The sequence below is a fragment of the Planotetraspora sp. A-T 1434 genome, assembly GCF_025420585.1.
GTDB lineage: Bacteria > Actinomycetota > Actinomycetes > Streptosporangiales > Streptosporangiaceae > JAOEGB01.
In genome coordinates, this window is record NZ_JAOEGB010000022.1 from 82,636 (window position 1) to 105,219 (window position 22,584).

The window sequence follows — 22,584 nt, forward strand, 5'->3', positions numbered from 1 at the left end:
CGTCCCACATCAGCCGCTTCGGCGCCTATGCCATCGACGAACTCGCCCACCAGCCCGAGGCATTTCAACCCCCGTCCTCAAGGAGGTCGACTTCACCGTCCTGGACCTGGCCGCCTGAGCTGGGCACGGCGGCGTTGGTCACAGCCGCTTGCCGAGGAGTGTGACCAACGCCGGTGTGCCGGTTTCAGCTGGCGTAGACGGTGCGGGTTTCGAGGTATGCCTGGAGGCCGTGGATGCCGAATTCGCGGCCGAAGCCGGACATCTTGAAGCCTCCGAAAGGGCTGGTGGGGTCGTCTACGATCTGATTGATCATCACCCGGCCGGCAAGGATGCGGTTGGCGACCTTGCGGGCGCGTTCCTGGTCCTGGCCATAGACGTAGGCATGGAGTCCGTATTCGACGTCGTTGGCGATGGCGACCGCCTCGTCGTCGTCGCGGTAGGTGATGACCGACAGGACGGGGCCGAAGATCTCTTCCTGAGCGATGGTCATGTCGTTGGTGACGTTGGTGAAGACGGTGGGCTTCACGTAGTTGCCGGCCTCGAAGCCCGCCGGCTTGCCCTCGCCGCCGACGAGTACCTCGGCACCCTCTTCGATGCCCTTGCGGATGTAGCCCTGGACTCGTTCGTAGTGTCCGGCGGACACCATGGGCTGGATCTGGTCGCCGATCTTGAGAGCCTCGACGCCTGCCTTGATCGCGGTCTTTGCCTCGTCGAAGCGGCTCTCGGGGACGAGGATGCGGGTTCCGGCGATGCAGGCCTGTCCGGTGTTCATCAGGCCGGCCCCAAGCGCGAACCCGATCGCGTGCTCCATGTCGGCGTCGTCGAGCACGATGGTCGGTGACTTGCCCCCGAGTTCCAGCGTCACCCGCTTCATGGTCTCGGTCGCGTCGTGGTTGATCTGCTTGCCGATCCGGGTCGAGCCGGTGAAGGAGATCTTCTGCACGTCGGGGCTGCGAGTGATGGCGTTGCCGACGGTGGCGCCGGGGCCGATGACGACGTTGATGACACCAGGCGGCAGGGCGGCCTTCTCGAAGCACTCCATGAGGATCTGCGCCTCGAGCGGGCTCAGTTCGCTGGGCTTGATGACCACGGTGCAGCCGGCGGCGAGCGCGGATGCGGTCTTGCCGCAGACGAACCAGGGGTTTCCGTTCCACGGGGTGAGCAGGCCCGCCACGCCGACCGGCACCTTGGTGATGGTGGCGTTTCCGTTGGTCTCCTCAAAGGTTTCCGGCTTGAGGAGGTCCTGGACGAGGACGAAGAAGTCGCGAGCCTGGCCGTCGATGTAGCCGGCGAAGAAAGCAGGGGCACCGTATTCGGCGACGGTCATCGCCACCAAGTCGTCCATGCGCTCGGTCAGCGCGTCGGCGATGCGCTGCAGGTACTGCCTGCGTTCGTCAAGGCTGGTCGTGGACCAGGCGGGGAAGGCGGCCTTGGCCGCGGCGATGGCCCGTTCGGCGTCCACGGCGTCGCCGAGCGTCGAGCGTCCGATGAGTTCACCGGTCGCGGGATTGTGGATGTCGATGGTGTCCTGGCCGTGCGAGTCGACGAAACGGCCGTTGATGAAGTGCTGACTGACGAATTGCATCGTTGTGCTTCCTTACTGTTTCGCGCGGGCCCGGGTGCGTCCCTTGGGCCGGGGCAGGTTCCGGTTATCGGCTCGCGGGGTCGTGCTCGACCAGGTCGTGCGGGTTGGCGATGCGGGGGAGGGTGTTGAAGAAGCCGTCCTCCAGGCGGCGGTGAACGATCCGCCACCCTTGCGGGCGCCGTTCCAGGCGGTCGTGCCACAGGCCGGTGTGAATGACGTTGGCGTTGCCGTCCCGCGTCTCATGGGTGTGGAAGAAGGGCGAGATCGCGGTCGCGGTGTCGCCGTCGAGCGTGACCGTCGCGTAGCCCTCCCGGTGCTGCCACAGGCCGAACAGCCGGCCCAGCCCCTGGTCGCCTCTGCGGTCCTTGCCACGCATGAAGTCGACGTACTCTTCCAGGCCGATCTCGGCACTCAGCCCCACGTCGGAGGCATCGATCACGGCGTCCGGGGCGAAGACCTCCGCCCATTGGGCCAGCATGTCCTGGTCCTCGTTGTCGCCCTGATGCAGGTCCTGTCCCAGGCCATACCGGGCGATCACATCCTGGATCGCAATCCGGTCCAGCAGATAGCGGACATCGGATTCCACGGTCATGACTCGTTTCCTTTCTTGTGATGGGGGTCTGAGCGCGGCCGTCCCGTTAGGCATCGCCGCCGTTGGCGTGAGCCGGCGCCGCCGACAGGCCGCGATCACAGCGGTCCGCGTTCGGCGCGGGCTGTTCGGTGTTCCTGGCCGGTTTCGTGCGCGCCACGATTGGTTGCCAGGCCGCGAAGGGGACTGGCCCGGCGGTCGCCCGGCTGCGGAAGGGTGCGCCGACTCGCCGCCGGCGGATTATTCGCGTGTGCCTGATGGTCAGACGGTCAGAACGATGCGGCCGGGTACCTCGCGTGCCTCCAGCCGGCGGTGTGCCTCTGCCGCGTCGGTGAGCGGGAGTTCGTCGACGCGCTGGGTCAGCCGGCCCGCCGCGAGGAGGGAGACGACCTGCTCGACCGCCGGCCGTGCGGCGGAGGGATTGTCCTGGAGGTAGGGACCCACGGCGAAGCCGAGCATGCCCGCGTTCCTGATCCACAGTTCGTCGCCGGTGAGCGGGATGTCCAGGTCGCGGGCGGCGTGGCCGACGAGCAGGATGCGGCCGAGCGGCGCCAGGACGTCGAGGGTGGCGGTGCGTACCTGGCCGCCGACCGGGTCGACGACGACGTCGACCGGGCGGCCTTCCAGGGCCTTCACGAACTGGTCACTGGTGAACACCTCGTCGTAGTCCAGGTGTGTGGTGTCAGCGATCCTGTTCTGCGAGGAGACGGTACCTGTGATGTGCGAAGCGCCCAGTGAGCGGGCGACCGCGGGGAAGGCGGCGGCCAGGCCGCCCGCCGCGCCGTGGACCAGCACCTTCTCCCCCTTGCGCAGGTGTGCCACGCGGGTGAGCGCCAGATACGCCGTGGTTGCATTCGGCAGGACCGCGACAGCCTGAGCCGGGTCCACACCGCTGCCCTTGAGGGACACGGTCATGGCAACGTCGGCCAGGGTCACCGTGGCGTATCCGCCCAGTGACATCTGGGAGAGCGTCACGACCGGTTCGCCGATCTGGAATTCGGTGACGCCGTCGCCCAGTTCACGGACGGTTCCGGCGACCTCCAGACCGGGCACGAAAGGCGGCTGGGGGTATCCGGCCCGGCCGGCCAGGTCGCCGCGGCGGAACAGGACGTCGACCAGGCCGACCGCGGCGTGGCTGGTGTCGATGGTGATCTGCCCCGGGCCCGGCTTCGGGTCGGGCAGCTCAACCGGAACCAGGACCCCGGGTCCACCGAACTCACTGATGGTCATCGCATGCATCGAAAACTCCTGCTTCGTACTCTGCGGGTGTGATCACCCGCCCCAGGCCGGCGCGGTCGCCGGGCGCCGGCCAAGAGGCCGCTCGGCCGGCGGCCCGCCCGGCAGAGCCGCATCCATGCTCGGCGCGCCCTGCGGGCGTTGGCTTCGTGCGGTTCCTGCGCCGCCGACACCTAGACAGTAACGCAATGCCGTTGCGTTGTGCAACGCAACGGCATTGCGTTGTACTATTGCCGTATGTCAGAAGGCAGCACCTTTCAGCGGGCCTACTCTCGCCGCCATAAGGAGCAGCGGGCCGCCGACCTCATGGAAGCGGCCCGTACCCTCGGTGCCCGGGACGGCATCCGCGCGGTCACCCTGACCGCGATCGCCACCCATGCCGGCGTCCACGCCTCAGCCGTACGCCGCTACTACGCCTCGCGCGAAGAGATCCTGCTCGCCCTCGCCGAGGAGGGGTACGCCGATTGGTCCCAGGACATCGCCGCGCGCCTGGCAGGCCTCCAACGAGTCGCCTCGAACGAACTGGCCGGCATCCTCACGGCCTCGCTCGCCGAGCGCCCGCTCTTCTGCGACCTGCTCACCCACGTCACCCTGAGCCTTGAACGCGAGGTCTCCTACGAGCGCGTACACGCCTTCAAGAGCGTCGCCATCATCGCTGTGGGAGCCCTTACCGACGCCATCACCGCGGCCAGCACCCTCGACAAGACCCAGGCCGGCGACGTGATCATCGGGCTCATCGCGATGACCGCATCGCTGTGGCAGGCCGGCCACCCCGCCGAAACCCTCACCCGCCTCTACGCCGAAGAGCCCTCCATGGCGCACATCGGCATCGACTTCGAACCCACCCTCACCCGCCTGACTACCGCTCTGATCGACGGAATGACCCATCCCCAGCAACGCTCAGCCCGAATTCCCAGCCTTTGAACACCGCGAAACCGCCCCCGGCGGATCGCGGCGTAGAACTCAACCTTCGAAGGCGGCATGGAGGGCGCTCCTTTATCAAGTGGTGCGGCTGGCGAAGGGCTCCCTTCCGTGATCTCCACGGACCCGCTCGATCGCCGAATTGTCAGTGCCACCAGGCATGATGAAGTCATGACGGACGCGCCTCCCAGCACTGTGCTCGCCGACGAGACCGCCTACTCCGAGGCGGTCCAGCTCGCTGTCGACTCCTCCGCGGCCTACTACGCCGACGGCACCTCCACGCTCGACGACGACGCCTACGACCGCCTGGTGCGCGGCATCGAGGCCTACGAGCGTGAGCACCCCGACCAGGTCCTGCCGCAGTCGCCCACCGGCAAGGTCGCGGGCGGCGCGGTGGTTGGCGACGTGCCGCACACCGTGCCGATGCTCAGCCTCGACAACGTCTTCGGCGCCGAGCAACTCGCCGACTGGGCCGCCTCGCTCGAGCGCCGCATCGGCCGCCCGGTCACGGCGTGGTGCGTGGAGCCCAAGCTCGACGGCCTGGCCATTTCGGCGCGTTACCAGCGCGGCCGCCTAATCCAGCTGGTCACCCGGGGCGACGGCGTCGCCGGTGAGGACGTCAGTCACGCGATGGGCACTATCGTGGGCCTGCCCGACCGCCTGGCCGACGCGGTCACGGTCGAGCTGCGCGGCGAGGTGATGATGACCGCCGCCCAGTTCGAGGAGGCGTGCGCCAAGCGCCAGGCTCACGACGGCACCACGTTCGCCAACCCGCGCAGCGCCGCCGCGGGCACGCTGCGCACCAGGGAGCGACCGTACGTCTGCGAGCTGACTTTCTTCGGCTACGGCGCCCTGCCTGCCCTCGACGACACCTCGGAGCTGGCCGAGGGCCTGCGCACCTGGCCGCACGGCAAGGTGATGGGCTGGGTAGCCGCGCAGGGTGTGCAGACCACCGGGGCGACCGCGGTCGCCGGGGTCGTGGTCGCGACTCTGGAAGAGGTCCAGAGCCGGGTCGAGGAGATCGCAGCGGCGCGGGCCACGCTGGAGTTCGGTATCGACGGCATCGTGGTCAAGTGCGACCTGGCGACCGACCAGGCCGTGGCGGGCTTTAGCTCGCGGGCCCCGCGCTGGGCGGTCGCCTACAAGCTGCCCGCCACGGAGAAGATCACAAAACTGCTCGCCGTGGAGTGGAACACCGGCCGCACCGGCGTCATCGCCCCGCGCGCCGTCTTGGAGCCGGTCGAGCTCGACGGCTCGATCGTCACCTACGCGACGCTGCACAACGTGGCCGACATTGCCCGGCGCGGGCTCATGCTCGGCGACTCGGTCACCGTCTACAAAGCGGGCGACGTGATCCCGCGGGTCGAGGCGCCCGTGGTGCACCTGCGCACCGGCGACGAGCAGCCCATCGCGATCCCCTCGGTCTGCCCGTCGTGCGGCGACGCCATCGACACCAGCCAGGAGCGCTGGCGGTGCGTGCGCGGACGGGCCTGCCGGGCAATCACCTCGATCAGCTACGCCGCCGGGCGCGACCAGCTCGACATTGAGGGGCTGGCCGACAACCGCATCCAGCAGATGCTCGACGCCGGGCTGATCTCCGACTTCGCCGACCTGTTCTACCTCACCCGCGAGCAACTGCTGGGGCTGGAGCGGATGGGCGCGGTCAGCACCGACAACCTGCTCACCGCCTTCGAGCGGGCCAAGGCCCAGCCGCTCAGCCGCGTCTTCTGCGCGCTCGGGGTGCGCGGCACCGGCCGGTCCATGAGCCGCCGCATCGCCCGCCACTTCGCCACCATGCAGGCCATTCGTGACGCCGACGCGCTCGCCATCCAGCAGGTCGAGGGCATCGGGCCGGAGAAGGCGCCGGTGGTGGTGGCCGAGTTGGAGGAGCTGGCGCCGCTCATCGACAAGCTCGTCGCGGCGGGGGTCAACATGACCGAGCCCGGGGTGAGCGGGGTGTCGTCCCCGGACTCGGTCGCTCCCTCCGAGGAGTTGCCGCTGGCCGGGATGTCGGTGGTGGTCACCGGGGCGATGTCGGGGCCGCTGGAGGAGTTGTCGCGCAACGAGGTCAACGCCCTTATAGAACGCGCGGGGGGCAGAGCGTCCTCGAGCGTGTCGACCAAGACGTCACTGCTGGTGGCGGGCGAGAAAGCCGGCTCGAAGCGCTCCAAGGCCGAATCGCTCGGGATCCGCATCATCACGCCAGAGGAGTTCGCCACCCAGGTCAGCGCCTTCCTTTGAGCGCCCTGCCGAACATCCACAGGCCGCTAGGCTCGCGCTTGTTGCCCTGAACGCGCAGCGTGATCACTGTACGCGGTCGAGGGTCGCCAGCAGGGCCATCTACGGTGCGCACGGTGATGTAGGCGGGGATCGCCGCCAGGCCGTCGGGTTTGTCAGGTCACTGCTGCGGAAGAACTCGTCGAGATTGTCGAGCGGGTCCGCGAGTCCTCGCCGGGGGCTGGTAGCGCAGCGGTTCACCCTTGGCGTTCAGCGAGCCCCGCAGCCAGCAGGAATTCGTCGAGGGCCCGGCGGATCATGTTCACTGAGACAGGCCTATTCTGCCCGCCCGTGCGCCATTGGAAGAGCAGCGGCATGGGCGGATTCCAGACCTTCTCCTGGTGGTCGTAGGAGGGGACGAGAGGGAGAAAACTCCACCGCGGCCCAGCCCCAAAACGCCCGGTTCTCCTCCTGCCCCAGATTGCGGCGACCTCCGTTGGCGTCGAAGGCATAAGGGGTGAGGGCAGGATCGGAGAGTGTCGATCCGCGCGCGTAACGTCCCGGCCGCGGCGCTGCGCGGGTTGGCGAACGACCCCTGCCGTCCCTCCCGTGCCGGGTCAGTCTTCCGCGGCGTCCTCCGGAGTGCCGCGGGCGATGCGGGCCAGCTCTTCCAGCGCGTACGACAGGGTCTCCACGGGCGGGGACGCGAGGCCGAGCCGTACGGCGCTGGGGGCGCTGCGGGAGCCGACGACGAACGAGGCGGCGGGCGTGACGGCGATCCCCCTGCGGGCCGCGGCGGCGACGAAGGTCTCGGCCCGCCACTGGTCCGGCAGCTCCCACCAGCAGTAGTACGCCCGCGGGTCGGCACGTACGGCGAAGCCCGCGAGCTTCTCGGACACGATTCGCTGGCGGGCGGCCGCGTCCGCCCGCTTGGCCTCGGTGATGGCGGCCACGGTGCCGTCGGCCATCCAGCGGGTGGCGGCGTCGAGGGCGAACCGGGCCGCGGTCCACGCCCCCGAGCGCAGCGCGGCGGCGACCTGTTCGGCATGCCGGGCGGGCGCCACGGCGAAGCCCACGGTCAGGCCGGGAGCCAGCCGCTTGGACAGGCTGTCGATCAGGATCGCGTGGTCCGGGGCCAGGGCCGCGAGCGGCGGCGGCGCGCTGTCGTGCAGGAACGCCCAGATGGTGTCCTCGATCGCGCACACCCCCAGCTCACGGAGCGTGCGGGCGACCTCCTCGCGCCGCGCTTCCCCCATGGTGACGCCGAGCGGGTTGTGCAGGGTCGGCTGGAGGTAGACGGCGCGGAGCGGGGCGCCGCGATGCGCGGCCGTGAGCGCGTCGGGGCGCAGTCCCTCGTCGTCGACGGCCAGCGGAACCGGCGTAACCCCGAGCCGGTGCGCGAGAGCCTTCACCACGGGATAGCTGAGCGCCTCCACCCCGAGACGCTCGCCCGGAGGCACGAGCGCGGCGATGGCGGCGGCGATGGCCTGCCGTCCGTTGCCCGCGAACAGCACACGGGCGGGTTCGGGCCGCCAGCCGGACCGGCCCAGCAACCGGACCACCGCTTCGCGTGCCATGGGACTCCCCGCCACCCCGATTGGCCGCAACGCGGCGCCGAGCACATCGGGCCGGAGCAGTGGGGCAAGGCCCTGGGCGAGCAGGGCGGCCTGGCCGGGCGTCACCGGATAGTTGAGCTCCAGGTCGATCCTGGCGGCGCCGGGCTCGGAGAGCGCCGGGGCCGGCAGCGGCTGGGCGGCCCTGACGAAGGTGCCGCGGCCGACCTCTCCCACGACGAGCCCGCGCCGGGCCAGCTCGCCGTAGACGCGGCCCGCCGTCGAGTTCGCGATGCCGCGCCGCCGGGCGAACGCGCGCTGCGGAGGCAGCCGGTCTCCGGGCCGCAGGTGCCCCGCCGCGATCTCCGCCGCCACGTCGTCGGCGACGAGCCGGTAGTCCTCCATCGAACCTCACCGCATTCACTGAGATTGCACCGAGGACAATATAACTATTGCACTCGCAATTGCTCCACCCATAGCCTCGAATCATCGGTGGGCCGAACCGGGATTTCCAGTGATTCGGGGGACATGGGCGACATGGTGAGCATCAACGCACTCGTCGGTATCGGGCTGGTGGCGCTCGGACTCGTCCTGACGCCGGGACCCAACATGATCTATCTGGTCTCCCGGTCCATCACGCAGGGACGGCGCGCGGGGCTGATCTCGCTGATGGGCGTGGCGGCCGGGTTCATCGTGTACCTCACCGCCGTGACAGCGGGCATCGTGACCGTCTTCGCCCTCGTGCCCGCGGTGTACACGGTCATCAGGCTCGCCGGCGCCGCGTACCTGCTCTGGCTCGCCTGGCAGGCGGTACGGCCCGGCGGCGTGTCCGCCTTCGCACCGAAGGAGCTGCCGGTCGATCCGCCGCGCAAGCTGTTCACGATGGGGCTGATCACCAACCTGCTCAACCCAAAGATCGCGATCCTGTACGTGTCGCTGCTTCCGCAGTTCGTCGATCCGGCGCGCGGCCAGGTCGCCCTGCAGAGCCTCGTGCTGGGGCTCACCCAGATCTGCATCGCGCTGACCGTCAACGCGCTGATCGTGCTCACCGCGGGCACCGTCGCCGCCTTCCTCGCGCGGCGGCCGAGGTGGTTGAGCGCCCAGCGCTACGTGATGGGCACGGTGCTCGCCGGGCTCGCGCTCCACCTCGCAGCCGGCAAGCCCCCAGCCACGGCCCTTTGAACCGTGAGAGTCAGCCCGGCACCCGTTCCATGCTCCCGCGTGGATCCTCGCCGGGCCGAATCGACCTGTAGGGCGGCCTCACAACTCCCGGGGGAGCTCGGCCCGGACGCCGAGCAACCGTACGGGCCGCCGTTCGGTGAACTCGTCGAGGGCGGCCAGGGCGGCCCGCTCGATCTCGGCGACGTCGGCGGTCGGCGCCGGGAGCGCGTGGCCGTGGGTGTGAGTGACGAAGGGGGCGTAGCGCACTTTCACCACGACCCGCGTCGCGGGCCGCCGCTCGGCGGCGACGTCCTCGGCGACGCGCCGCGCCAGGTGGGCGACCTCGCGCCGCACCTCGTCCCAGTCGCGGAGGTCGTGCTGATACGTGGTCTCCCGGCTGCGCGAACGCGCGAGGTACGGCGTGGCCGTTACGGGCGAGTCGTCCCGTCCGTGGGCAAGCCGGACCAGCCACGGCCCGCTCGCCGGGCCGAAGATCCCGGCGAGGGCAGCGGGATCGGCGGCCGCGAGCTCCGCCACCGTGGTGAGGCCCACCGCGGCGAGCCGCTTGGCGGTCTTGGGCCCGATGCCCCACAGCGCGTCGGCCGGCCGGTCGCCGAGCACCTCGAACCACGTCTCCCCGGTCAGCCGGAAGACCCCGCCGGGCTTGCCGAAGCCGGTCGCGAGCTTGGCCTGGAGCTTGTTGCGGCCGATGCCGACGGTGCATTCGAGGCCGGTCGGCTCGCGCACGCGGCGGCGGACCAGTTGCGCCATCTCCTCCGGGTCGTCGGTCTCGACCGCGAGGAACGCCTCGTCCCAGCCGATCACTTCCAGCACGGCGTCGAGCTCCCGCAGCGCGGCCATCACCTCCGACGAAGCCGCTTCGTACGCTTCCCGATCGACCGGCAGGAACACCGCGTCCGGGCATCGCCGGGCCGCCGTGCGAAGCGGAAGGCCGGAGTGCACGCCGTACTCCCGGGCCTCATATGAGGCCGTGCTGACCACGCCGCGCTTGGTGGGATCACCGTCACCGCCGACGACGACCGGGAGCCCCCGCAGCTCCGGACGGCGCAGCAGCTCGACTGCGGCGACGAACTGGTCGAGATCGACGTGCAACACCCAGCGGGCCACTCTTCATTCTCGCCCGGGCCGTCACCGCCGACGAGGTCAGGCGGCCGCGAGCTCGGGCGGGGCGGTCGGCTGCGGCGCGGCCGGGGGCTTGGGCGGGACGACGACCACGACGGTGTCCGCGAACCGGTCGTGGTAGCACTGGCGCCGCCCGTCGCCGAACATGTGCAGAACATTGAGGAGGCCGACGAACCCGCCCACGATCGGGATCAGCGGGACGCCGACGAAGAATCCCGCCCGGATGGCGGAGGAACGCGGCGACGGCGGCACCGCGTCAGCCGGCCCTCCCTTGCCCGTGATCATGCACGGATTCCTGGACGGCTATGCCGACCTGGAGAAACGTAATCAGTGCCTCCACCGCTCCAGGTCACCCCAGCCCCCGCCGCCCCCATGCCACCCCAGCGCCCGCCGCTCCGGCGCCCGCCGTTTCCGCGGCCGGCCACGGAGGAACCCGCACACTCAGGTCACGTCGACGCCTTCCAGGATGCCGAGCGCGTCGGGGACGAGGACGGCCGCGGAGTAGTAGGTGGTGAGGAGGTAGGACGCGATCGCCTTGTCGTCCACGCCCGTCAGGCGGACCGAAAGGCCGGGCTGATACTCGTCGGGCAGGCCGGTGCGCCGCAGCCCGATGACGCCCTGGTCCTCCTCTCCGATCCGCATGACGATGACCGAGCTGAGGCCCTGTCCGCTGATCGGGATCTTGTCGCACGGCAGGATCGGCACGCCGCGCCAGGCGGTGACCCTCGATCCACCGGCTTCGACGGTGTCGGGGTAGATGCCCCGGCGGTTGCACTGGCGGGCGAAGGCGGCGATCGCCCGCGGGTGCGCCACGAAGCAATGGGACTTCCTCCGCCGGCAGAGCAGCTCGTCGAGGTCGTCGGGGGTGGGCCAGCCGGTCCTGCTGCGGATGCGCTGCCGCGGGTCGGCGTTGTGCAGCAGTCCGAAGTCACGGTTGTTGACCAGCTCGTGCTCCTGCCGTTCCCGCAGCGCCTCGATCGTCAGCCTGAGCTGCTGCTCGATCTGGTCCATCGGCTCGCTGTACATGTCGCCGACCCGCGTGTGAACGCGCAGGATCGTCTGCGCCACGCTCAGCTCGTATTCCCGGGGCTCCAGCTCGTAGTCCACGAACGTGCCGGGCAGCGTCACCTCCCCCACATGCCCCGCGGCCAGCTCGATCGCCGCCTCGCCGTACTTGTTCTGAGGGGTGGGAGCGCCGGCCTCGGCTCGCCGGAGCCCCCACCCGGAGCGGTAGTTGAGCCGCCGGTTGAGCCGGTAGGTGCCGCCGGTCACCTCGACCCACGGCAGCACCCGCAGCAGGTGCCGTGAGGTGATCTCCCGCATCTGCGGCAGCGACTTCACCGTGGTCGCCAGATTGCGCGCGGCGGCCGTGCCGAGGCTCAGGCTGTGTGCGGCGGGCACCCCCTGAGCCTGGGAGTCCCCGGCGCCGGAGGCCGTCACCTCGCGCCACCATGAACGCCACTACGACCGCGGCCATGAACGCCATCATGAACGGCACCACGAGCGCCGCCATGAACGCCGTCGCGGGCGCCGAGCAGCGAGGTGATCCGCGCGACCGCGGTGCCGAGGCCCGTGGGGCCGCCGAACGGCCGCCCGAACGCCGGTGGCGGCTCCAGCTCCGACTCGACGTAGCGGCGCGTCCTCTGATGCCACAGGAGGATCGCGGCCATCCAGTCGCGCAACTCCTCGACGTAGGCGGTGAGCGCCCGCCTCGCCTCGGCGTCCAGGTCGAAGTCGTCGAACAGGACCGGCAGCTCGACGGCCGCCAGATGCTCGAACTGCCGCATCCGCGACGCCGTCAGGTCGGCGACGATGCCGGCGGCCCGCTCCGCGTCGCAGTTGAAGAAGCTCTGCAGGACGAGGACGCAGTTGTGCAGCTCACCCCCGAACTCGACCTCCTTCTGGTAGGAGAAGACGTCGTTCACCAGGCAGGCGTAGTCGGAGGACGCGTTCTCCAGCCCCAGGATCGTCCGGGTCCCGTAGATCTCCGGGGGGACGTGCCGCCCATGCGCCAGCCGGGCGAGCGCCTTCGTGAGGTCGGACCCGAAGGTTCTCCGGCGCATCTCCAGGTAGTCGACCGGATCGGGGATGCGGTTCTGGATGTGGTTGGCCAGCTCCCACAGCCAGCTCTCGGTCATGCTCTCGACGGCGGAACGGAACAGCCGCCGCCCGTCGACCGTCATGGGCGTCGCCGTACGGACCCACAGATCGCCCAGGGCGCGCTCCGCCGGGTTCGCAGGCGCCGGGGTGGCGCCCCGCGTCTGTGGTGACAGGTCGATCGGCATGAAGGCCGACAGCCGCTCGTTGAGGGCCTTCGCCCCCGCCATGTCGCCCGTGGGGCCGAAGACCGCCGGGAAGTAGTCGTCGCCGTAGGTTCCCCAGGTGAGCCACTGCGCCGACAGCGTCAGCTCGTGGGCCGCCGCGTCCGGATCGATCCCCGCCGAGCACAGGGCGAAGTCGTAGCCCTCGTTCTTCCGCGCGGTCCACAGGGGCGCCCCGGCGAGCTCCGGCAGCGGGTCGTAGAAGCCCATCAGCCCGGACCATTCCAGGCTCTCCCGCCGCGCGGCGTCCAGGTGCGGGCTGAGCCGTACGGCATGCGGCATGGAGAACTCGGGCAGCGGCAGCGGGCCGACGTGCTGGTAACGGACGTGGGCGTGGCTCCGGACGCCTCCCGGCCCGAGCAGGCCGGCGATGAGCCCGACCTGCGCGGACGCGGTGCCGAGACCCCTCGGCCCGCCGAGCGCGGACCCGGCACGCTCGCCGGAGCCGCCGTTCATGTAACGGCTGGACCGCATGTGCCACTCGTGCCCGCCGGACTGCCAGTCCTGCAGGCCCTTCACATAGGCCAGTACGGCCAGGCGCTCCTGGGGGTCCAGTCCGTGCTCCTCGAAGAGCGGGGGGAGCTCGGTCAGGGCCGTGTTCTCGAACTGGTGCAGCCGGGAGGTGAGGAGATCGTTGACGGCGTCCGCGGCCCGCTGGGTGTCGTAGCCGAGGAACCGCTCGAACACCAGGACGCCGTTGCTCAGCTCGCCCTCCTCCTCGACCTCCCTCTGGTAGGAGAACAGGTCGTTGCGCAGGTGCACCGCGTCGGAGAAGGTGTCCCTCAGCACGTGCATCGGCCGGGTTCCGGCGATCCGGGCGGGGATCTCGGCCCCGGCGGCGTGCTCGACGAGGTTGGCGGACCAGGGCGCGCCGCCGACCCTCCGCCGCATCTCGATGTACTCCAGCGGGTTGGCGACCCGGCCCGCGTTGATGTTGGACAGCTCCCAGAGGGACTCGTCGAGCAGGTTCTTGGTGCTCTCCGCGAACCTGACCCGCCAGTCCATGGACATGTCCGGCACCGTCCGGCTCCAGAGGTCGGCCAGGCCCCGCTCGACCGGGTTGACCGGCTCCGGCGTGTCCTCGGCCGCGGTGACGGGCATGAACGCCGGGAGCCTGTCGAGATACTCCTTCGCGCCGGCGATGTCCCCGCTGCGCTTGAAGACCTCCAGGAAGTGGTCGTCGAAGAAGAACACCCACACGTACCAGTCCGTGATGAGGTCCAGCTCGGCGGCGGAGGCGTCGGGGTGGGTGTAGGCGCACATCAGCCCGTAGTCCATCGCGTCGAGTTGCCGCTGGTCCCAGACGCCGAGCGCGGGATCGAGCATGCCCATGTCATGCGCCCAGGCGCTGGTGTGCGCGCGGGCCGTCTCCAGGTAGGGGTTCAGCCTGGCCGGATACGGCACGTAGAAGTCCGGCAGCGTGAACGGCTGTCCCGAGGCATCGGTCCCCATCGTCGTTAGCCGACCTCGACGCTTTCGAGGATGCCGAGCGCGTCCGGGACGAGGACGGCGGCGGAGTAGTACGTGGTCACGAGGTAGGAGATGATCGCCTTGTCGCTGATCCCCATGAAGCGGACCGACAGGCCGGGCTGGTACTCGTCGGGCAGGCCGGTGCGGTGCAGGCCGATCACTCCCTGATCGGCCTCGCCTGTCCGCATCACCATGATCGAGCTCAGCCCGCTCTCGCTGACCGGGATCTTGTTGCACGGCAGGATCGGCACACCCCGCCAGGCCGGGACGCGGTTGCCGTGCAACTCGGCGCTCTGCGGGTAGATGCCCCTGCTGTTGCACTCCCGCGCGAAGGCGGCGATCGCCCGCGGATGCGCCAGGATGAAGCCGGGGTCCTTCCAGACCTTGGCGAGGAGGGCGTCCATGTCGTCGGGGGTGGGCGGCCCGGTGCGGGTGTGGATCCGCTGCCCGAGATCGGCGTTGTACAGCAGGCCGAAGTCGCGGTTGTTGACCAGCTCGTGCTCCTGCCGCTCCCGCAGCGCCTCGATCGTGAGCCTGAGCTGCTGCTCGGTCTGGTTCATCGGCTCGTTGTAGAGGTCGGCCACCCGTGTGTGGATCCGCAGGATCGTCTGCGCCACGCTCAGCTCATACTCCCGGGGCTCCAGCTCGTAGTCCACGAACGTGCCCGGCAGCGTCACCTCGCCGACATGGCCCGCGGCGAGTTCGATCGCCGCCTCGCCATGGGCGTTTGCCGCCCGGTTCGCGCCGGCCCTCTGCTCCTCCAGATGCGTCCGGAGCTCCGCGGACAGTGCGGCGACCTCCTGGAACGCCTCCCGTGAGAGGAACAGCGCCGTGCAGTGGGTGAGGGCCCTCGCGGTGAAGTCCCATGGGCCGGAGTCCTCGGTCAGGATCTGCTCGCCGAAGTGGTCGCCGTCGGCCAGCACCCCCAGCGTCGTTTCATTGCCGTACGCTCCGACTCCCAGCTTGTCGACTTTGCCGTGGGCGATGAGGACCACCTGGTCCCTCGGCGTGCCGGAGGACACCAGGACCTCCCCCGGCTCGAACTCCCGCTGGGCGAACCGTCCGGCGAGGGCCGCCAGCACGTCGCTGTCGTCGAAGTGGCGCAGGGCCGGGATCTCGCACAGCTCAGCCGGGATGACGCGGACGTCCGCGCCGGTCGAGACGAACGTGATCCGCCCGTCCCCCACGCCGTAGCTGAGCCGCCGGTTCAATCGGTACGCCCCGCCGAGCACCTGAACCCAGGGGAGGATCCGCAGCAGGTGCCGCGAGGTGATCTCCTGCATCTGCGGCGCGGACTTGGTCGTGGTCGCCAGGTTCCGCGCGGCAGCCGTACCGAGGCTGAGCTGCGACTGGCCGTTCGAGGGAGCAGATTCCGTCATGACGGGAACCACCTGTTCTGTGTCAACGTGAACTACCGGTCATGGGTGCGGGTGAACGGGTGCGGGTGGACGGGTGCCGGTTGGCGGGTGATTCAGCGGGGTGCGGTCCAGCGGGGTGCGGTCCAGCGGGGTGCGGTTCAGCGGGGTGCGGTCCAGCGGGGTGCGGTTCGGCGGGTGGGGTGCGCCAGTGGGTTAACCGGATGGGTCAGCGGGTGCGGTTGATGAGGCTGCCGGCCAGAACCTCCAGGCCGCTTCTGGCCTCAGGGTCGATCGGGGCGGTGCGGAGGACGTCGAGCGCGTGGCGGGCGCGTTCGCCGATCATGGCCTCGACGTGGGACAGGGCTCCGGTGGCGACGACGATCTGCCGCAGCTCGGCCGCCCGCTGCTCGGTCAGGTCCTCGTTGCCGTGCCAGGTCCTCAGGTGGAGGGCCTCGGCGCGGGAGGCGTGCTGGAGGGCATGCGCGATGAGGATCGTGTGCTTGCCCTCCCTGAGGTCGTCGAGCACCGACTTCCCGGTCTCCGCCGGGTCGCCGAACATGCCGAGAACGTCGTCGCGGAGCTGGAACGCCTCGCCCAGCGGGACGCCGAGCTCCGAGTAGAGGTCGAGGAGGGCCTCGTCCGCGCCAGCCAGCGCCCCGCCGATCTGCAGCGGGCGCTCGACGGTGTACTTGGCCGTTTTGAACCGGACCACCATGAGCGCCTGCTCGACGGTGGACAGGTCGCGGACCTGGGCGAGGATGTCGAGATACTGACCGGTGATCACCTCGGTCCGCAGGCGGTCGAACAGGGCCCGGGCGACCCGCAGCCGGGACGGCTCGACCTCACTGCTTGACAGCAGCTCGTCGGACCAGGCCAGGGTGAGCGCGCCCAGCAGGATGGCCGCGGCCCGCCCGAATGAGCGGGCAGCGGGCCCCCGGTGCAGGCCGGCCAGCCGTCGGTGCATGGTCGGATGGCCGCGGCGCAGGTCGCTGCTGTCCATGATGTCGTCGTGGATCAGCAGTCCCGCATGGCAGAGCTCAAGCGCGGAGCCCGCCGAGATGATCTGGTCGCTGTCCTCGCCGCCCGCTCCCCGCCAGCCCCAGTAGCAGAGGAGTGGCCGGATCCTCTTGCCGCCGCCGAGGATGAAGTGGCGCAGGAACCGGTAGGCCGTGGCCACCTCGGGGTCGGCGACGGGCGCGGTGTGCTCGTCGAGGAAGGCGGCGAGCCGGTCGTCGATCAGCGCCCTTATCCGCTCGGAGGTCTGCATGATCGACGCCTGCTCGGTCTCCACGGTCATCGTCCGCCCCTCTCCGACACGCTGTGATGAGCGGAACGCTATTGATCGGTTACCGAAAGCAGTAGATCCCATTCCGAAGAGCGGAACGGCGGCGTGGCCGCTCCAGGCCACACGCCGCCGACCGCAGAGTGTGACATCACATCGCGCTGGGTAGTCATGCCCTGGCGAGCCCGCGGGAAGGGCGCGCCTTCTCACCCCCAGCTAGCCGCACAGGACACGAATGCCGCGAAACGCCGCCCCCGAGGCCCCCGAGGAACCACCCCTGTCACGACGTCTGGCGCCCGCCCACCCGCCGAGCAGCCTGGAGAAGGCGATAACGATCCTCACCTCGCTGAGCGCGGCCCGGGAGCCGATGAGTCTGGCGGAGCTGTCCAGGACCACCCGGCTGCCGAAGACGACGGTCTACCGCCTGCTCGGCGTGCTGTGCAGGCGTGGGCTCGCCCAGCGGATCGGCGTCGACTACGCCGTCGGCGGCCAGCTGGCCACCTTGGCGGGTCCGGGGTCGCGCATGGTTCCCGGCGCCCGGCGCCTCGTCCTGCCGCATCTGATCCGCTTATACGAGCTGACCCGCCAGACAGTGAACCTGGCCGTTCCGCGCGGTCTTGAGGTGTCCTACGTGGAGCGGGTCTACGGGCACAGCCGCGTGAGCTCGCCGTCCGACGAGGTCGACCGCGCGCCCCTGCACTGCACCGCGACCGGCAAGGTGCTGCTCGCGTTCGGCAACGAGCTCAACGCGGCGTTACGGGAGCACGCGTTCTCCGAGCACGGGGCCCTGCGGAGGATGACCCGGCGCACTCTCGTCGGGTGGGCGGCTCTCGACCGGGAGCTGTGCGCCGTGCGCCGCCAGGGCGTGGCCTACTCGCGGGAGGAGTTCGCCGAGGGCGTCGTCTGCGCCGCCGCTCCCGTGTTCGGCCCCGACGGCAGGATCTCGATGGCGGTGGGCGTGGCGTGCCCCTCCCCCACGGCTCCTTCCGCGGAGATCGCGGACATGGTCAAGCGGACGGCCCACGCCATCTCCGCGAGCCTGCTCAGATCCCTGTCGGGGGCCGCCGTCAGGCCACAGCCGGACGGTTTCCCGGCTTCCTTCCTGTGACGGGCTCGGGCCGGGGCGGCCTCAGACACTCCCTCAGACGCTCCCTCGGACACTCCCTCGGACGCGGCCCTGGCTGGTGGCGACGGCATAGGCGGTGCCGCGCCCGTCGCGGGCGGTGCCGGTGGTCGCCATGATGGCGGGGCCCGTGATCGCGTCGGCCCTGAGACGGGTCCAGCCGATCGGCGGGACGGCGGCCCAGGTGACGCAGAGGTCGAGCGAGAGGATGTGCACAGCGGTCAGATCCGTCGCCCGATAGGCGGAGTCGAGCAGGTGCGCGTCGAACAGCACGAGATCGAACAGCTGCCGCGCCAGCGGGCTCAGCCGCGCCTCCCGGTCCGCGGGCCTGGCCCACAGCTCGACGCGCGGCGGTCCATCCCGGAACGTCTCGACCGACTCCGGGTAGTCGATGCCCCGCTCGTCGATGTGCCGCAGGAACGGCACGTCCGTCCAGAACCATTCGAGGGTCGGGCAGTCCTCTGGCAGCGGGGGCGGCGGCGACGCCTGCGGTGTCCCGTCCGTTACGGCTTCCCCGAGCAGGTCCGGCAGGCAGAACCACGCCTGGAGCGAGACGAGCGTGCCGCCGCCCTGCGTGACGCGCACCCGGCGGGCCGTCAGCGAGCCGCCCGTCCGCAGGTCCTCGACCCGCAGCTCGATCCGGCCGGGCCGTACGGGACCGGAGAACAGCACGTGGGCGGCGCTGAGGACGGCGCCGCCCAGGCCCTCGGCGGCCGCGAGCGCGGCCAGCGAGGCCGTCCAGCCGCCGAACACGACACCCTTGAAGCTGATCTCACCGTCCACGTCGGTGACCAGGAGGTCGCCGTGCCTCTCCAGCTTCACCGGACCGAAGATCGTGTCACTGACAATCGCCATGCGCGGCATTCTGCCCGGCGGCTCCGCCGCGTGAACGAGCCGGTCCCCCGCCAAGGGTGAGCGGGGGGACCGGACCTCTTGGCGGTGATCAGTGGTGGGCGCCCGCGGCGTGGAGAACGCCGGAGAGGTCGTTGACGCGACCGTCACGGGTCCCGACGGGGGCCAGGTGGAGGCCGCGCTCGATGGTGGCCAGGATCGACGTCGTGTCGTAGACGGTGTGGTCCACCCCCGAGTGCGGCAGGGAGCGGCTGACCACCAGGGCGGGGACCCGGGTGCCGGGGCCGAACAGGTCGAAGGCGCCCTTGGTCCGGCTTCCCTTACCGGGCGGGGAGACGTGGTCCCACTGGCCGCCGAACTCGTCGTACGTCACCACGACCAGCGTGTCGTCGGCCTGCGGGCCGCTTTCGATGGTCTTGAGCATGTCCACGAGGTGGTCGCTGCCGTCCGCCTCGCTGGCGTAGCCGGGGTGCTCGTTCTCCGCGCCGTACGGCTTGACGAAGCTGACGGTCGGCAGCGTGCCCTTCTTGGCCGCGTCGAGGAACTCGGTCTCGTCCTTCAGGTGCGTACGGCCGGGCTGTCCCGGGGCGTACGCGGCGAAGTAGTTGAACGGCTGGTGGTGGAACTGGAACAGCGGGCCCGGGTGACCGGCGTCCGCGTCCTTCCAGCCTCCGGAGTACCAGGCCCAGTCGACGCCGGCGCCGCTCAGCCGATCGCCGATGTTGGGATATTTCGCGTCATCGATCAGCGGGAGCTGAGCGCCGCCACCCCGCGGGGTGCTGGCCGGCTGGATGGTGTTGACGGCGTAGTCGCCGCAGGCCACGTCGACGTTCGCGGCCGGGCCACAGGCCTGGGTGAGCTGCGCGTCCTTGACCGTCCCGGTGGGCTTGTAGAGCGGGTAGCCCGCGTTCGGGAAGCCGTTGGAGTCGACCACCGAGTGCAGGCTCTCCTGAGCCCCGCCCGGAGCGGCGGCCGTGTCGACGGGCGCCCGCCCCGCGATGAGGTACTGGTGGTTGAGGAAGGAGCCGCCGAAGGAGCCCTGGAAGAACCTGTCGGCGATGACGTACTTCGGAGCGCCGGGCGCGTGGAGGTACTTCCAGATCGGGAGGCTCTTGGTGTCGTAGGTCCCCATGGTGAGGCCCACGGCGTCGCTGCCGGTCACGTAGCGGTCCTGCTTGCCGTGGTCGATCTGGTACTGCTCCTGGTAGAAGCGGTGGACCAGGTCGCGCGTGCAGCCGCCGGGCAGCGCGCCGGCGCTGTCCTTCAGCACGCCGTTGGCGGCGAACACACCGGGCGCCGGGCAGGTCTTGTCCATCGGCCCGATGTAGTCGTCGATGGTGAACGGCCGGTTGGCGAAGTGGCTGGCCGGGACGCCGTGGCCGGCGTCCTGGCAGGTGGCCGCGAGCGGCGGCGCCGCCAGGTTCACATCGTTCTGCGGCAGGCACCCGTACGGCGTGCCGTCCTGGGCCACCTGCGGCGCGGTGTGGCGGGCCGCGGGCCGGGCAAGGCCGTCGATCCGCCGCCCGCCGACCGGTCCCCAGTCGCCGTAAAGGTTGTCGAAACTGTGGTTCTCCTCATAGATGACCACGAGATGGTGGTACCGACCCACCACGCTCCGTCCGCCGTGCCCGCCGTCCCCGTGATGACCGTCGGCCGAAGCCGGCGATCCGGTGAACGACGTGAGCAGCGCGGCCGCCGCCAGAACAGGCGGCAGCGCTCGTAGAGCTCGCACCAAACCTCCTAAAAAGGACTCGGGCCTCGAATCCCGAGCAAACACCTCAGCACCCTGCTCCCCCTCGTCATACAAGGGCAATAGCGGCGAGATGACCATTGAGTGGCGGACACGTGACAGCCAGGGGGCGTCCACCGGGGTGCCCACCGGGCAGATACAGAGAGGGTCCGTGCCCGGCGGAATGACATGAATAGCAGGCCCCAAAGCGGATAGGGAGACCGTGACGTGCAGTAACACGGCATGCCGAGGGACGCGAGATCCACGAGAGAGGAGCCGTTTGCATGACGGACGTGTCGAGCAAGGGCCCGGAGCCTGGAGACAACCGCCCGGTGCTGACCAACCGCCAAGGACATCCCGTCTACGACAACCAGAACCAGCGTACGGTGGGCGCACGCGGCCCCGCCACGCTGGAGAACTACCAGTTCCTGGAGAAGATCAGCCACTTCGACCGGGAACGCGTCCCCGAGCGTGTCGTGCACGCGCGAGGCACGACGTCGTTCGGCTTCTTCGAGGCCTACGGCTCCTGGGGCGGCGAGCCGATCGCCCGGTTCACCCGAGCGAAGCTCTTCCAGGAGGCCGGCAAGCGCACCGAGGTGGCCGTGCGGTTCTCCACGGTCATCGGCGGCCGTGACTCCTCCGAGTGCGCCCGTGACCCTCGCGGGTTCGCGGTGAAGTTCTACACCGAGGACGGCAACTGGGACCTGGTCGGCAACAACCTCGCGGTCTTCTTCATCCGCGACGCCATCAAGTTCCCCGACGTGATCCACGCCCTCAAGCCGGACCCCGTCACCTTCCGCCAGGAGCCCAACCGGATCTTCGACTTCATGTCGCAGACGCCGGAGAGCATGCACATGCTGGTGAACCTGTTCAGTCCCCGGGGCATCCCCGCCGGCTACCGGCACATGCAGGGATTCGGAGTCAACACGTACAAGTGGGTGAACCAGGAGGGCGAGACCCGGCTGGTGAAGTATCACTGGATGCCCAAGCAGGGCATCCGGAGCATGAAGGCGGAGGACGCGGCGCGGATCCAGGCCACCGAGCTGGGGCACGCCACCAGGGACCTGTACGAGGCCATCGAGAGAGGCGACTACCCCGAGTGGGAGCTCCTCGTCCAGATGATGACCGACGAGGAACATCCCGAGCTGGACTTCGACCCGCTCGACGACACCAAGGTCTGGCCCGAGGACCTGTTCCCGGCCAAGCCGGTCGGCCGCATGGTCCTCGACCGTAACGTCCGCAACAACTTCGCCGAGAACGAGCAGGTCGCGTTCGGCACCGGCGTGCTCGTCGACGGCCTGGACTTCTCCGACGACAAGATGCTGGTGGGCCGCACGTTCTCCTACAGCGACACGCAGCGCTACCGCGTCGGGCCGAACTACCTCCAACTGCCTGTCAACCACCCCAAAGGGGCGCAGGTCCGGACCAACCAGCGTGACGGGCAGATGACCTACTACGTCGACGACGCGGGCGAGAACCCCCACGTCAACTACGAGCCGTCGATCACGGGAGGGCTGAGAGAGGGGCAGTACCCCGCCCACGGCGAACAGGGGCCGGTGATCTCCGGGCGCCTCACCCGCGAGCGCATCCCACTCACGAACGACTACCTCCAGGCCGGGCAGCGATACCTGCTCATGGAGGAGTGGGAGCGCGACGACCTGGTGGAGAACTTCGTCACCATGCTGTCCCAGTGCGAGCGGCCGATCCAGGAGCGCATGGTCTGGCACCTGCTCCTGGTCGAGGACGACCTCGGGCTGCGCGTGGGCGAGGGCCTCGGCATCCGGCCGGACGACGTCCGCCACCTGGAGCCGCTCGCCTGCCAGGACCTCACCGAGGAGGACCGTCGCCGGCTCGCCAACCTCGGCAAGAACGGCTCCCGCGACGTCGAGGGTCTGTCGATGACGCACTGCGTCCCGGACGAGCGGGCGACCCTCACCGCCGGCTGATCCTCCGCAAGGCCCGGCTCGGCATCGGCCGAGCCGGGCCTTCGGCGTTCGCATCCCCCGCCCACCGCTTACTGCACGAGCGGCTCACCCACGCGCAT

Annotated in this window: 17 protein-coding genes; 5 read left to right on the plus strand and 12 right to left on the minus strand. The window is 70.0% G+C overall.

Features of this window, described 5'->3' with window-relative positions; genetic code table 11:
• Positions 1 to 184 precede the first annotated feature (184 nt).
• From N5079_RS25750 to N5079_RS25760, 3 genes are all read right to left on the minus strand, one after another.
• Positions 185 to 1,585 (minus strand): aldehyde dehydrogenase family protein, encoded by a 1,401-nt coding sequence (locus tag N5079_RS25750; RefSeq protein ID WP_261586648.1) that lies wholly within the window; start codon positions 1,583 to 1,585, stop codon positions 185 to 187.
• Positions 1,586 to 1,649: 64 nt separating this feature from the next.
• The gene (locus N5079_RS25755; RefSeq protein WP_261586649.1) at positions 1,650 to 2,177 is read right to left on the minus strand and encodes a nuclear transport factor 2 family protein; all 528 of its coding nucleotides are present in this window, start codon (positions 2,175 to 2,177) and stop codon (positions 1,650 to 1,652) included.
• A 258-nt stretch (positions 2,178 to 2,435) separates the two neighbouring features.
• Positions 2,436 to 3,413: a zinc-binding alcohol dehydrogenase family protein gene (locus N5079_RS25760; protein WP_261586650.1), complete on the minus strand. Its 978-nt coding sequence runs from the start codon at positions 3,411 to 3,413 to the stop codon at positions 2,436 to 2,438.
• Positions 3,414 to 3,647: 234 nt separating this feature from the next.
• On the opposite strand from N5079_RS25760, the gene N5079_RS25765 reads away from it, so the two are divergent.
• Positions 3,648 to 4,334, plus strand: a complete 687-nt coding sequence (locus N5079_RS25765; RefSeq protein ID WP_261586651.1) for a TetR/AcrR family transcriptional regulator — start codon at positions 3,648 to 3,650, stop codon at positions 4,332 to 4,334.
• A gap of 168 nt (positions 4,335 to 4,502) precedes the next feature.
• Positions 4,503 to 6,572 carry an NAD-dependent DNA ligase LigA gene (gene ligA / locus N5079_RS25770; RefSeq protein ID WP_261586652.1) on the plus strand — a complete coding sequence of 690 codons (2,070 nt, stop codon included), beginning with the start codon at positions 4,503 to 4,505 and terminating at the stop codon, positions 6,570 to 6,572.
• Between the two features lie 593 nt (positions 6,573 to 7,165).
• On the opposite strand, the gene N5079_RS25775 is transcribed toward ligA, so the two are convergent.
• Entirely contained in the window at positions 7,166 to 8,506 is a 1,341-nt protein-coding gene (locus tag N5079_RS25775; protein WP_261586653.1) for a PLP-dependent aminotransferase family protein, read from the minus strand.
• A gap of 132 nt (positions 8,507 to 8,638) precedes the next feature.
• Between N5079_RS25775 and N5079_RS25780 the strand changes: the two genes are divergently transcribed.
• Positions 8,639 to 9,283 (plus strand): LysE family translocator, encoded by a 645-nt coding sequence (locus N5079_RS25780; RefSeq protein WP_261586654.1) that lies wholly within the window; start codon positions 8,639 to 8,641, stop codon positions 9,281 to 9,283.
• A gap of 78 nt (positions 9,284 to 9,361) precedes the next feature.
• Here the strand turns inward: N5079_RS25780 and N5079_RS25785 are convergent, their stop codons facing one another.
• From N5079_RS25785 to N5079_RS25810, 6 genes are all read right to left on the minus strand, one after another.
• The gene (locus tag N5079_RS25785; protein WP_261586655.1) at positions 9,362 to 10,378 is read right to left on the minus strand and encodes a DNA polymerase IV; all 1,017 of its coding nucleotides are present in this window, start codon (positions 10,376 to 10,378) and stop codon (positions 9,362 to 9,364) included.
• 48 nt (positions 10,379 to 10,426) lie between these two features.
• The gene (locus N5079_RS25790; protein ID WP_261586656.1) at positions 10,427 to 10,690 is read right to left on the minus strand and encodes an RDD family protein; all 264 of its coding nucleotides are present in this window, start codon (positions 10,688 to 10,690) and stop codon (positions 10,427 to 10,429) included.
• A 156-nt stretch (positions 10,691 to 10,846) separates the two neighbouring features.
• Entirely contained in the window at positions 10,847 to 11,845 is a 999-nt protein-coding gene (locus tag N5079_RS25795; RefSeq protein ID WP_261586657.1) for a family 2B encapsulin nanocompartment shell protein, read from the minus strand.
• Positions 11,842 to 14,178, minus strand: a complete 2,337-nt coding sequence (locus tag N5079_RS25800; RefSeq protein ID WP_261586658.1) for a family 2 encapsulin nanocompartment cargo protein terpene cyclase — start codon at positions 14,176 to 14,178, stop codon at positions 11,842 to 11,844. Before N5079_RS25800 ends, N5079_RS25795 begins: the two co-directional genes overlap by 4 nt.
• Positions 14,179 to 14,183: 5 nt before the next feature.
• Positions 14,184 to 15,575, minus strand: a complete 1,392-nt coding sequence (locus tag N5079_RS25805; protein ID WP_261586659.1) for a family 2B encapsulin nanocompartment shell protein — start codon at positions 15,573 to 15,575, stop codon at positions 14,184 to 14,186.
• A 205-nt stretch (positions 15,576 to 15,780) separates the two neighbouring features.
• Complete coding sequence (locus N5079_RS25810) at positions 15,781 to 16,851, minus strand: polyprenyl synthetase family protein (RefSeq protein WP_261586660.1); 1,071 nt, start codon at positions 16,849 to 16,851, stop codon at positions 15,781 to 15,783.
• Positions 16,852 to 17,071: 220 nt separating this feature from the next.
• Here N5079_RS25810 and N5079_RS25815 point away from each other — a divergent pair, with 220 nt between their 5' ends.
• Entirely contained in the window at positions 17,072 to 17,944 is an 873-nt protein-coding gene (locus tag N5079_RS25815) for an IclR family transcriptional regulator (protein WP_261586661.1), read from the plus strand.
• A gap of 33 nt (positions 17,945 to 17,977) precedes the next feature.
• On the opposite strand, the gene N5079_RS25820 is transcribed toward N5079_RS25815, so the two are convergent.
• Positions 17,978 to 18,814 carry a thioesterase family protein gene (locus N5079_RS25820; RefSeq protein WP_261586662.1) on the minus strand — a complete coding sequence of 279 codons (837 nt, stop codon included), beginning with the start codon at positions 18,812 to 18,814 and terminating at the stop codon, positions 17,978 to 17,980.
• Positions 18,815 to 18,902: 88 nt separating this feature from the next.
• On the minus strand, positions 18,903 to 20,543 hold the full coding sequence (locus N5079_RS25825; RefSeq protein ID WP_261586664.1) for an alkaline phosphatase family protein: 1,641 nt from the start codon (positions 20,541 to 20,543) through the stop codon (positions 18,903 to 18,905).
• A gap of 281 nt (positions 20,544 to 20,824) precedes the next feature.
• On the opposite strand from N5079_RS25825, the gene N5079_RS25830 reads away from it, so the two are divergent.
• Positions 20,825 to 22,486 (plus strand): catalase, encoded by a 1,662-nt coding sequence (locus N5079_RS25830; protein ID WP_261586665.1) that lies wholly within the window; start codon positions 20,825 to 20,827, stop codon positions 22,484 to 22,486.
• The last annotated feature ends 98 nt before the right edge of the window (positions 22,487 to 22,584 follow it).